Annotated in this window: 13 protein-coding genes; 5 read left to right on the top strand and 8 right to left on the bottom strand. The window is 43.7% G+C overall.

What is annotated here, in order from left to right:
- The first annotated feature begins 239 nt into the window (after nt 1-239).
- The 3 genes from R7093_RS01200 to R7093_RS01210 all read left to right on the top strand — a co-directional run bounded on the left by R7093_RS01200 (nt 240) and on the right by R7093_RS01210 (nt 3,398).
- Complete coding sequence (locus R7093_RS01200) at nt 240-2,390, top strand: serine/threonine-protein kinase (protein ID WP_047100982.1); 2,151 nt, start codon at nt 240-242, stop codon at nt 2,388-2,390.
- A gap of 446 nt (nt 2,391-2,836) precedes the next feature.
- Nucleotides 2,837-3,172, top strand: a complete 336-nt coding sequence (locus R7093_RS01205) for an Hpt domain-containing protein (protein WP_005375918.1) — start codon at nt 2,837-2,839, stop codon at nt 3,170-3,172.
- 34 nt (nt 3,173-3,206) lie between these two features.
- Nucleotides 3,207-3,398 (top strand): hypothetical protein, encoded by a 192-nt coding sequence (locus R7093_RS01210; protein ID WP_005375916.1) that lies wholly within the window; start codon nt 3,207-3,209, stop codon nt 3,396-3,398.
- 70 nt (nt 3,399-3,468) lie between these two features.
- Here the strand turns inward: R7093_RS01210 and R7093_RS01215 are convergent, their stop codons facing one another.
- The 4 genes from R7093_RS01215 to R7093_RS01230 all read right to left on the bottom strand — a co-directional run bounded on the left by R7093_RS01215 (nt 3,469) and on the right by R7093_RS01230 (nt 6,265).
- Nucleotides 3,469-3,930 carry an ATP-binding protein gene (locus R7093_RS01215; protein ID WP_047100980.1) on the bottom strand — a complete coding sequence of 154 codons (462 nt, stop codon included), beginning with the start codon at nt 3,928-3,930 and terminating at the stop codon, nt 3,469-3,471.
- Nucleotides 3,911-5,140, bottom strand: coding sequence for a PP2C family protein-serine/threonine phosphatase (locus R7093_RS01220; protein WP_005375910.1), 1,230 nt, complete (start codon nt 5,138-5,140; stop codon nt 3,911-3,913). The genes R7093_RS01215 and R7093_RS01220 overlap by 20 nt, the downstream gene beginning before the upstream one ends.
- A 29-nt stretch (nt 5,141-5,169) precedes the next feature.
- Nucleotides 5,170-5,430 (bottom strand): hypothetical protein, encoded by a 261-nt coding sequence (locus R7093_RS01225; protein ID WP_005375908.1) that lies wholly within the window; start codon nt 5,428-5,430, stop codon nt 5,170-5,172.
- A 220-nt stretch (nt 5,431-5,650) separates the two neighbouring features.
- Nucleotides 5,651-6,265 (bottom strand): glutathione S-transferase family protein, encoded by a 615-nt coding sequence (locus R7093_RS01230; RefSeq protein ID WP_005375905.1) that lies wholly within the window; start codon nt 6,263-6,265, stop codon nt 5,651-5,653.
- A gap of 284 nt (nt 6,266-6,549) precedes the next feature.
- Here R7093_RS01230 and R7093_RS01235 point away from each other — a divergent pair, with 284 nt between their 5' ends.
- A complete protein-coding gene (locus tag R7093_RS01235; RefSeq protein WP_005375904.1) occupies nt 6,550-7,125 on the top strand; it encodes a TetR/AcrR family transcriptional regulator in 576 nt (191 codons plus the stop codon).
- A 1-nt stretch (nt 7,126) separates the two neighbouring features.
- Nucleotides 7,127-7,531, top strand: a complete 405-nt coding sequence (locus tag R7093_RS01240) for a PPC domain-containing DNA-binding protein (protein WP_047100978.1) — start codon at nt 7,127-7,129, stop codon at nt 7,529-7,531.
- 98 nt (nt 7,532-7,629) lie between these two features.
- Here the strand turns inward: R7093_RS01240 and nirD are convergent, their stop codons facing one another.
- From nirD to R7093_RS01260, 4 genes are read right to left on the bottom strand one after another with little or no spacing between them, the layout of a single operon-like run.
- Nucleotides 7,630-7,965 (bottom strand): nitrite reductase small subunit NirD, encoded by a 336-nt coding sequence (gene nirD / locus R7093_RS01245; protein WP_005375895.1) that lies wholly within the window; start codon nt 7,963-7,965, stop codon nt 7,630-7,632.
- Complete coding sequence (gene nirB / locus R7093_RS01250) at nt 7,966-10,485, bottom strand: nitrite reductase large subunit NirB (RefSeq protein WP_047100976.1); 2,520 nt, start codon at nt 10,483-10,485, stop codon at nt 7,966-7,968.
- A gap of 10 nt (nt 10,486-10,495) precedes the next feature.
- Nucleotides 10,496-11,332: an ABC transporter ATP-binding protein gene (locus tag R7093_RS01255; RefSeq protein WP_005450080.1), complete on the bottom strand. Its 837-nt coding sequence runs from the start codon at nt 11,330-11,332 to the stop codon at nt 10,496-10,498.
- 11 nt (nt 11,333-11,343) lie between these two features.
- A complete protein-coding gene (locus R7093_RS01260) occupies nt 11,344-12,309 on the bottom strand; it encodes an ABC transporter permease (protein WP_318146466.1) in 966 nt (321 codons plus the stop codon).
- Nucleotides 12,310-12,319 lie beyond the last annotated feature (10 nt).

Here is a 12,319-nt window from a genome sequence, read left to right on the forward strand (position 1 = left end):
TTAATAAAAATCTTAATACTGCCATTGAAAATCATGCACGGAATAATGAATCATTTTTTTATCAAAGCAATCACGTATTGTTCAACAATTTTAATTATCCAACCAAGTTCAAATTTTTGACACTTAGACTTTCATCAATAAAAAAACGAATGTTAGTTTGGCCGAGAAATTCTAACATAATGACTTTTCATTGAGCAGAAAGGTATATATTCCCCCATCATTTATACGGAGTTCTTGTGATGGAAGACAGTAATAAAAACAATTCTATAAATAACGAAGAAAGCGGAGATAAAACTAAAATTGTAAAGACTCAAAAACGAGACAATGCAATTAAATCAACCAAACTCACTAATAATGAAACCTCCGTTAAAAATAAAAATGAAACAAATACAAAACTGTCTCAAAAAGAAAACACTCCGTTAGTTAATAAGAAAAAAAACAATAAAGATGACTCATTAAATAATAACAAAGATGTTATTAACGAAAGCTTAATAGGAGCGACCGTTAAAAATCGGTATGAAATTGAGTCGGTTATTGGGCATGGTGGGCTTTGCGATGTTTACTTAGCTAAAGATAGGATTCTTGAATCTTCAGGTTCAGAAACACCCTACGTTGCGTTAAAAATATTACAGAAAGAGTTTGCTTCTCAACCAGAGACTGCACGCATGTTAATACGTGAAGCTCAACAAACTCAAAGGTTAAGCCACCCTAATATCATTAGGGTTTTTGATTTTGGTGTTGATGGCGAAATATACTTTTTAGTTATGGAGTATATTAACGGAGAAACATTAGAGAGTTTAATACAGCGTTCTAGGCCCCATGGGCTGAAGTTTAATGCAACTTTATCAATCCTAAATCAGGTACTCGATGCACTCTCATATGCTCACTCTCTTGGTGTAGTGCACGCCGACCTAAAGCCCGCTAATGTGATTTTAACGTCTGAGGGTAACGTTAAGTTGCTTGATTTTGGTGTATCTAAAACTCATCAATTAAAGCAGGATCAATATGCGGCTAAACGTAAATCCGAAAATGTTGAAACGCTTGGTTATACTCCCAACTATGCATCACTCAACCTGTTATCCGGTAAGGAACCGAACTTAAGCGACGATATGTTTGCTCTATTTTGTATTGCTTACGAGCTATTGAGTTGCAAACACCCTTACGCAAGAACTCCAGTTAATGAAGCTCTCAAACAGAAGATCAAGGTCTCTAAACCAACTAACATGCCCGCATCTAAGTGGCCAATATTTTCAAGCGTATTTTCAACTGGCATCATTCCGAACGAGCTGACCCCTGAGCAGTTGAAACGCAAATTGAATATGCGCTATTGGCCTATCGCTAGCGGCGCGGCAGCGAGTATATTATTAGTTAGCGGCATTGTATTTGGTTATCAGCAGCAACAAGAAACCATCGCCAATTTGGAAACCGTTATTAGCAAGCAAAATGATCAAATTGCCGGACAAGAGTGGCAGCTTGATACGCCAGCAGAAAAAAGTTTGGCACTGATTGATAGTGAAAAAAGCTTACATCCAGTCGTTAAGGCTGGCTTATTACGCTTACACAAGACCTATATTCTCAGCGAGTTTGAATCTGAAATTGATCAGGTTTTGAATTCTGATGCCAACAACTACCCGAATTATGATGAAATTGAGTCCATACTTGATAAAGCAAAAACCTACTATCCTGACTCACATAAAATAGAAGTTCTTGCCTTAGATATTCAGTCAAGCAAGCACTCCACGTTACTTTCGATAGCAAGGCAAATCAACAGTCAACTTGAAAAGTCTCGGTACAGTAAAGAAGACGGCAGTAAATCCATCTATGAGCTCAAGGATGAGTTAAATCAGATTCATCAAGGTTATCCTTTCACGCCAAGTTCGTTATCTAGCGATGTTTTCGGTCAGCACCTCACTGAAGCACTCCAAAAGAAAGACGCAGCTGCACTTGTTGCTCTTATTAAGGTTGGGAACACCTTCTTTTCAAACGTAGAAGAGCATCAAGAGAACTTACAGATAAGTAATGCGATGAAAGATGCAGTGCTGGAAATGAAATTATATGAGACAGCGCTAGATTCCAACAGCCCTCTACCGTTTCCAGAAGATGCCGCTAGAATCCTGTTCCAAAAAGAGTTTGAAAACTTTTATTCTCGCCTAGAAAAGGCAAGGACGACAACTCATCTCGATAACTTGGTGAAGGATGTGGATCTGTTCTCGAAAAACTTTCCTATTGGTTTTCAGGATGTTAACGATTTAAGATTCAAAACTGCTGATAAATACTTACGCTTCTCCGATATATTACTTAATAAGCGAAGGACTTCAAGCGCAAGACGCGCTATGAAGAAAGCCAACGAGCTTATGAAGCAAATAGAACAGGACTCTAAGCAAAGCTAGTAATACAAAAGGGACGCGAGTCCCTTTTTTGCCGCAGATCACTTGCCAATATGCAACTAGATTGCTAATTTATACTTGTACTTAATGAGGAGAGTTAGCCTTGACTAAAGGAATAGTCAAAGTTGGCGAACGTCTGGCGTCCGTATGTAACGATAGCCTTAAACTAGGACTGCAAGACACTTACCGACTCGGCGTTTTACTTGGAAACGTCCCCTTTGCTACTTGTGTTAAAAACACGCGAGTTGAAGTTTTTTCATCCCTACATTTCGACCATTGCCGTTTGGATATAAGTCAAAATATCTTTAACAATGACTTTATTTTTGTAAGTTTATCTCAAGCGACAAGCAAACTATTTCTGCTCAAATACTGGTTATGCCATTCATACCTTCGGCTAAGCCTTCATTATCCGAAACATTCCTCTACCGCAACGTTTAATAGGGGTATACATGATTAATTTTGATGTTCTCAATACATACATGGATAACGACGTAGATCTGATCGTCACTGTTTTTTCTACATACCTTGAAGATCACACGAATGATATAGAGCGTATAGATGAGCTATATACAAGCAGATGTTGGTCAGAACTCTATCTATTAGCGCATAGTTTAAAGGGCATTCTAGAGAGTTTCGGAGAAGACACCGCGGTCATTGCGTTTCAAAGAATAGAAGAAAAAACCAGAAACGATACAGCGCCAGATAGCTCAGATATAGCTATAGTTACTGAAGAGCTAGCTGCAATTAATCAACAAATCTTCGCTTACTTGAAGAATATGCAATAAAGAAATTCAAGGCTTAACTGGGGGAAATATGGCAATGAATAATAGCAATTTCAGGGAGTTGATTGAGTCTCTCAAAGACCTAACACCAACTCAAAAAAGGTACTTACTTAGCCGTACAAAGATGGCGCTAGATGATGAAAATAATATGTTAAACATCAGTGATATTCTAACACCAGAAGAGTTGGAGGCGTTACTATCACCAGCACCAACAACGAATACAAAATAACAATGATATACAACGCAACCGTCAGATTAACGCTAGGGACCAAGTGAAGCAAATCGACTTTGCTTGGTTGTTAGTTTCTCTCCCAATTCCTTTTCACTACAACAAACGTATTGTTTTCGAAACCTTTTTCCAATTTAAACAGGTCAGATAATTGAGCGACTAACATCAGTCCGCGACCAGAGGAGGACCAACTATCGTCATCCATTAAGTTAGGTGCCTCAATCTGTTTATTTTTATGTTGGATGAACGTCTTCTCATTGATCGGCGCTCCGCAATCAGAGACTCTCAGTTCCACGAAACCGGACACTTGGTCATCCCCAACCCTACACTCCACTTCAATTGGCAGGCCTTTTATTTCACTGTAAGAATGAATATAAGCGTTATTCATGAGCTCAACGACACAAAGCTCCAATGATTGAATTGCATTTAAGGGGATTTGATGACCCATCAAAAACCGAACAACGTCTTTGCTCGCACTTCGTGAGTGAGTAAGGGAGCTCCCGTAAGTTCGTTTAAATTCGCTCTTTGACATTCTTTTCCTTAAAATCGAGCCTCTCACCATGCCATTTTACCTGTAAAAGGCTGGCATCATCATCAAACTCATCTTCGTTGTGCCAAGATTGTACTTTTTTAAAGACGTCTCCCACTTGATCTTCAACTGGCAGCGTGCAAACAGCTTTTATACTCGATGCCAATCGTTGTAGTGAAAACATCTCCTCACCCTGCCTCGCTTCAATCAAACCATCCGAATAAAGCCACAATGCATCGCCCTCATCTAGACTAATTTGGTTACCGCTATATTCTATCGGCTGCATTGCACCAACGATAAAGTTATCGTCACCTATCTGTTCCATCGTGTTCGTACTCGCTCGCCAAACTAAGATCCTGGGGTGGCCAGCCGTGCAATAGCTAAGTCGCCCTGATTTTGTGTTAAGAATGGCGTAAGCCATAGTAAAGTAAAGTTGACTGTTTCTAGTTTGCTGATAACGCCGATTTAGCCGTTCAATCACAGATGCTGGCTCACTTACGCAATAGCAGTCATCTCTCAACTCCATCGTGATCGAATCAGGCCCCTGACTTTGAGATAGTGTCTGTTGAATAGAAAAAGCCATCAAAGCTGAAGAAATACCATGACCAGAAACATCACATACATAAAACGCAACATGTTGTTCATCGAGCTCCAAATACCCCAACATATCACCACCAATCTGGGAGCATGGTCTGTAGACATAACTAAACTGTATATTTTGGATAGTTGATTCAGCAGGGAGTAGTTGCTCCATCAGTTGACTCGCAGACTGCAGGTCTTGGTGAATTGTTTGGTAGGCCGCATCTAGCTCTTTATTTCTCTCAACGAGTTTGTTGTGCAGTTCTAAAGTACGAAACCCCGCACGGATTCTGGCCTGAAGTTCCTCTACAGACGTCTTCTTATCTACGAAATCATCTGCGCCAGCATCAATGCCTTTCACGATCGAACTTTGGTCATTTCTAGAAGACAGTAGAACAAAAAAAATGTAACGTTCGCTAACTTTAGATTTTAATTGGCGACACAATTCAATACCATTAATTCCAGGCATCATTAAATCACTCAGCACAAACTGAATATCAGGGCGGTGGGTTAGCACTTCGAGCGCCGCTCGTCCGTCTTCAACAGCAAGCACTTCATAGCCTTGCTTTTCCAATGCACTGCTGATGTAAAGCAGTACTGTTTTACTGTCATCGACCAAAAGAATGGGTTTCATCTGCCTCCTTAAAGTGGTTGCTATACTGGCTAACGCAAAACACTAGTCACTGACTGCTCATTTCTAAAACGGCTGTAGTCTTCGGCTAATAATTGGTGTTGATATCGAGTGTAAGACAACGCTTCATTAGAAATTAGTATCTGATGCTCTTTTTCGATTAACTGACTTTGCAGCCTTTCAATCTGTTCATTCTGCTGTGTGTAATTGAGGTACAGTGCGAATAGACCAAAAACCGAAACCATTAACAGGGCGATTAGAATATTATTGATAGTTTTCACTTGAATATTCATGACCTCTCCTTGTCTATTATTAGACTTTCCATGATGAAAGAGAGCGTATACGGACCAAGAGCTCAAGGCTCTAAAACGCAACGAAGCAAATTGAGGTTGTTTTTCCAATTATAGGCGATAGGAGAAAAAATAAGAAAAATCTGAAAAAATTTGAATATCCTGCTGAGTTAAGAATCGGTAAGGTGGTAGCAGCGAGCTATCATCCACTCGCTGCAATACATTAACTCTGAAATGCAGGTCTAGCTAAAATTTGGTTATACCATCGAGCAATGTTTGGCGACGTCGATAGCACATCAATTTCTAGGCCTTTAATTGCGAAACTGATCAAAATAAAGCCTGTTATATCGACGATAGTAAAATGGTCTACGGCGATAAAATCATTATGTTCAAGACGCTTGTCTAAGACAGGCAGAAATTCGTAGACGCGTTGTTTTGATTCTTCGCCCCATGCTTCAACACAACGTTCTCTGTCTCCATAAACTCCGGTCATGTTTCGAAACGCCTGAAATGCCGCATTTAGTCCTTGGAACTCCACCACACGATGCCACATTTCCACCTGAGCACGTTCGAGCTGGTTTGCACCAAACAGCGCCAGATCATTTTCAAACGCTTCATCTAGGTAGCGACAAATCGCCACGCTTTCACAGATCGTCGTGCCGTCATCCAGTTCCAGTAAAGGCACTTTGCCGTTCACGCTTTTCGATTTAAACGGTTCAGATAGGTTATCGCCCTCACGAACGTTCAGCGCAATTCGCTCAACCTCGCCACCGATTTCCTTTAGAAAAATGCTAACTCGCTTACAACTTGGAGTCATTGCGGTTTCATAGAGCTTCATTTCACATCCTTTTATCTTTTTCTAACCGATTGGTTAGGATATACTGTAGCCAGTTTATAAACGATCAGTCAAGAACTTCACTATCAAAAATTTTCAAACAGTTGTGGGTCTGTTTGCTGAGCGAGATTTTTGATGCCGTTTGTGAGTTCACATGAATTTGGAGGCTGATACCCAAGCATAGATGGGTATTCATCATATTGGTTCAGTTCGAACGCTAGAGGTTCTCTGTACCATCCCTCCAAAGCAATTTAATTACCCGATAAGCAGACCCAGGCAGGTAATTTATGGCAAGAAAAGCCAACTTCGACCGAGATGAAAAGCTTCTCGTGGCTATGGATGTGTTTTGGCGCAAGGGCTTTGCGAACACGTCTATCTCGGATCTCACCGACGAGTTGAACATCAACCGCTTCAGTCTTTACAACACCTATGGTGACAAGCAACAGCTCTACTACGAAGCGCTCGATACTTACTTAAAAAAGGTCTCGCTACCGTCACTCAATGATTTGGAAAAAGACGATGCGTCTTTACCTGAGTTAGAATCGTTCCTTAAATCTTTTGCTGAGCTGCAGCGCAAACGGAACTGTGGGTGCTTTATTCAAAATGCGTTGATTGAGCACGCTGGCGAAGACGATGATGTACTGCGTAAAGGGCATTTTTTGTTTGACCATCTTATCGACATCATTGCGGATGCGCTGACCAATGCGCAAAAAGAAACCTTAGTGCCGAAAACGCTGAAACCAGAAGAGCTCGCTCGTTTTGTTCTCAACAACATGCAAGGCATGCGCGTACTTGGCAAAGCCAAACGTTATGCCGATTTGGATACGGCGCTTTCCTGCTTGCTGGTTTTGATTAGGAAGTGACATGTCGATTGAAGTGATAGCAGTACGTCTTACCAAAGGCATGGACTTAAAGCTGAGCCTAGCGAAATTGGTCGAGCAGCATGGTATCAAAGCAGGCTCGATTGCCTCATGCGTTGGCTGTACCTCTGACCTCAACCTTCGTTTGGCAGGTGCAGAGAGTACGTTAACCAAACAAGAGCCATTTGAAATTGTCTCTGTGATGGGAACCCTAACGGCTGAACATCAACACGTTCATATCTCGGTGTCTGATCGTGAAGGACGAGTTTGGGGTGGGCATTTGTTGGAAGGCACAGTGATTGATACTACCGCAGAATTGATCATCCATTCTTACTCAGAACTTGAGTTCACTAGAGCGATGGACGACTCGACTGGCTATACCGAACTACAAGTGAATCCTTGCGAATAATTAAAAGCTCCAGAGCCTTACCGTGTGGTCTCTGGAGCTTTATCCGCTTATCTCTTACGCTAAGAATTTACTCATATCGAGCAGGCAAATTTCTAGGATCATTCTTCGACTAAATAACAAACCTGATTATCGTCGACCGTTACTTGCCAAGTTTTTAGACAGTACGCTTCATCTTCCAAACACTGCCCACTCTTTAAACTGAAATGCTGTTTGTACAGTGGTGATGCAACACACATCTCACCATCGATATCACCGACAATCCCTCGACTCATCACATAAGCCTTACCAATTGGGTCCCAATCTTGAACGGCATAAACACCACTATCAGGAATGTAGAATAACGCGACATGCTCACCTTCAATCAATACAGTGGCACCGATAAACGGCATTAAGTCATCAAGCTGACACAATTTCACTTTGGTTAAAGCTGCCATTTACACCTCCTGTTTCACCGGAATACGCTGACCGCGCACACGTTGGTACGGCAAGACTTTGCTGCCCGACGTGCTGTTCAAGAAAGGACGGAAGCGTTGCAATTTCTGAGGATTATCCAGCGTACTCTTCCACTCACATTGATAGGTATCTATGACTCGCGCCATTTGCTCATCCAATGAATCACATAGGTTGAGAGAGTCATCCAAAATCACTTGTTTAAGGTAATCTAGGCCCCCTTCCATGTTCTCCATCCACACCGACGTACGCTGCAAGCGATCAGCGGTGCTGACGTAGAACATCAATACTCGGTCAATCATGGTGATCAACTCTGATTTGGATAAGTCAGATGCAAACAAATCAGCGTGTCTTGGTCTCATGCCGCCATTCCCGCAAACGTATAGATTCCAGCCGTTTTCGGTGGCGATCACCCCAATGTCTTTACTTTGCGCTTCTGCACACTCTCGAGTACAGCCCGATACGGCAAACTTAAGCTTATGGGGCGCTCGCAATCCTTTGTATCGGTTCTCTAACTCAATGGCTAATCCGACCGAGTCATCAACACCATAGCGACACCAAGTAGAACCGACGCAAGATTTCACGGTGCGAACCGACTTGCCGTAGGCGTGCCCTGTTTCAAAACCAGCATCAATTAAGGTTTGCCAGATTTCTGGGAGTTGCTCTAACTGCGCACCAAATAAATCCACGCGCTGACCGCCAGTGATTTTGGTGTACAGATCGTATTGCTGAGCAACTTCGCCTAGCACGATGAGTTTGTCTGGTGTAATTTCGCCGCCCGGAACACGAGGTACAATCGAGTAAGAGCCATCTTTTTGTAGGTTCGCCATAAAGGCATCATTAGAATCTTGCAGAGATTGATGCTGCGGCTCCATGATGTGTTCATTCCACAAAGAAGCAAACACAGATGCTGCTGTCGGCTTACAGATATCACAGCCATGTCCTTTGCCATGCAGTGCAATTAAGGTGTCGAAGTCTTTGATTTGTTCCACTTGGCAAATATGGAACATCTCTTGGCGACTGAGCTCAAAGTGCTCACAAAGGTGGTTGTTAACCTCTACCCCCATGGCTGCCAGTTGAGTATCCAATACCGACTTCACCATATTGCTACAGCCACCACAGCCAGTACCGGCTTTAGTGTTGGCTTTAAGGTCTGTCAGGTTGGTGGTTCCAGCTTGTATCTCGGCAACTAAGTCACCTTTTGTGACGTTGTGACAAGAACAGATGATGGCGCTGTCTGGCATCTCTCCATCCAGCATTCCGGTATCAAATAGCAGGTTCGCCGCGTGGTCTGGCAAGACTGTTTTGTTCAAATAACACTGTAAGAGCGCATCGTAATCGCTGTTATCACCGACGAGAATCGCACCAAGTAATTGGGTGCCGCTCGCATCAACCACCAGCTTTTTGTAGATGCCTGCAACCGCATCTTGCAATACCATTTCTTGTGCGCCTTCGGTTTGCATTTGTGCATCGCCGATAGACGCCACATCTACCCCAAGCAGCTTAAGTTTAGTGCTCATGTCTGCACCTTTAAAACCATCGCTCGGCATCCCAGTCAAGACATCGGCAGTGGTTCTCGCCATGGTGTAACCGGGAGCGACCAAGCCAAAGATCTTCTGCTCCCAAAGGGCACATTCGCCAATCGCGTAAATGTTCTCATCGCTGGTTTGGCATTGGTTATTAATCACAATGCCGCCTCGCTCGCCTATTTCTAGCTCAGCCAGCCTTGCCAACTCATCTTGAGGACGAATGCCTGCGGAGAAGACAATCACATCCACTTCGAGAGGATCTTTGTCTTTAAACACCATACGATGCTTAGCCGTTTCACCATCACAGATTCGTTCCGTACCCGTTGAGGTGTGAACGGTTAGCCCTAGCGCTTCAATCTTCTCTTTTAGCACTAAGCCAGCACCATCGTCTAACTGCACGGGCATCAGGCGGGGAGCAAATTCAATAACGTGAGTTTCTAACCCCAATAGTTTAAGTGCGTTTGCCGCTTCTAAACCCAACAAGCCGCCGCCAATCACTGCGCCCGTTCTTGCGCCTTCACATGCTTTTTTGATTTGTGAAAGGTCATCAAGCGTGCGATAGACAAACACGTTGTCTCGGTCTTTACCTTCAATTGGAGGCACAAACGGGTAAGAACCGGTCGCGAGCACAAGTTCGTCGTAACCCAGCACATCTTCACCATCAAGGAGAATGCGCTTTTGCTCTCTGTCGATGCCTGTTACTTGGCTGCCAAGTACGAGTTGGATGCCATGCATGTCGTACCATTCTTGGTTACTCAGCATCAAATCATCATGAGACTTACCCGCAAACAAAGAGGACAACTGTACACGGTCATACGCGATAAAACGCTCTGCACCAATCACGGTAATTCGGTGCTCCAAATGCGCGTTTTTCTGCACTAATTGCTCGACGAGGTGTTGCCCAACCATACCGTTACCTACCACAACGATGTGGCTCAATGCGTTCTTTACTGGAATCGTTAAAGGACTGTTCATCGCTGCCTCCTTATGCCGTTTGCGCTGCGGTTTTGGGTTTGTCTTCTTTCGAAGCAGGAATCTCGACTTTGGATTGCTTCTCGTAAAGGAACTTCAGCACCGCTTGTCGACACTTCTGATACTGCGCATCATCTGCCAGTGCGACACGCTCGCGAGGACGCGGTAGATTCACTTCCAACACTTCACCAATGGTCGCTGCCGGACCGTTAGTCATCATCACGATTTTGTCGGATAGCAGCACCGCTTCATCCACGTCATGTGTAATCATGATGACGGTATTGTTTAACTCGGCTTGAATCTTCATCAGTGCATCCTGTAAATGCGCACGAGTTAACGCATCCAACGCGCCAAATGGTTCATCCATCAGTAGAACCTTTGGTTGAAGTGCCAGTGCTCTGGCGATGCCGACTCGCTGCTTCATACCGCCCGAGATTTCATCCGGCTTTTTGTGCGCAGCATGCTGCATTTGAATCAACTCTAAATAGTGGTTCACTTGTTCCTGAATCCACGCTTTGCCCTTTTTGCCGGCGATTTGTTTTACTGCAAGCTCAACGTTTTGATACACGGTTAACCAAGGCAATAATGAATGGTTTTGGAACACCACTGCGCGGTCTGGTCCCGGTCCAGCTACTTCTCGTCCATCGACGATCACGCCGCCGTCTGTTGGCATGTGTAGCCCTGCGACTAAGTTCAATACCGTTGATTTACCACAGCCAGAGTGCCCAATTAGAGACACAAACTCGCCTTTATTGATTTGTAAATCGACGTTCTTAAGCGCGATGAACTCGCCATCTGGCGTTGGGAATCGCATCCCTAAACGCGTTAGATCTAATAATGCTTTTTCCATGATCTTTTCCCTTATCTCAACGCTTGTTGTTTATTCCAAGACAGCCACTTTTGAAGTTGCAACATGCCTCTATCGAGCATCAAACCGATAAAGCCGATGGTGATGACTGCCACCATGATGCGACCCAATGATGCCGAGCTGCCGTTTTGGAATTCATCCCAAACGAACTTGCCTAACCCTGGGTTCTGAGCGAGCATTTCTGCCGCAATCAACACCATCCAAGCGATACCTAAAGAGAGACGTAAACCGGTGAAGATCATTGGAATGGCAGAAGGTAAAACGATGGTGCGAATGTGCTGCCACCACGAAAGTTGAAGTACTTTGCTCACGTTGACCAAGTCTTTATCAACGCTCGTTACACCCACAGCGGTGTTAATCAGCGTCGGCCATAAGCTACACAGCGCCACAGTGATCAGAGAGTTAATAAACGACTTGGCAAACATCGGATCATCACTCACATAAGTGGCACTCACCACCATAGTGACGATAGGCAGCCAAGCCAAAGGTGATACAGGCTTGAGCAATTGAATGATTGGGTTGAACGCTTGATACAGTCCTTGATTCAGACCAAGCACGATGCCAAGTGGAATCGCAATGACAGTCGCCAATAGAAAGCCGGCAGTTACAGTCACTAAGCTTGTTATGATTTGATCGAAGAACGTCGGTTTACCTGTGTAAGGACGAATCTTCACTTCCGCATCCGGATTCTTGATTAACTTCGCAGCATTGCGTTTTTCCTGACGTTCGATAAACGCTTGTTCCTTTTCTCGCTCTTGCCAATGGTCATCGACAAGGTTGCTGAACTGCTGAAAAGTTTGCACAGGTCCCGGTAGCGTACCTAATGAAGTTTGCACTTCTCTCGCTGCTACGTGCCACATTGCCAAAAAGATCAGCAAGCCAATGACGGGCAAAAGCACCAACCGACTTCGGTTCACTACCTGCTTAGCAGGAAACAGGGAAATGACATTACTAGACATACTCACTCCT

It is taken from the genome of Vibrio sp. 1580 (assembly GCF_033340055.1).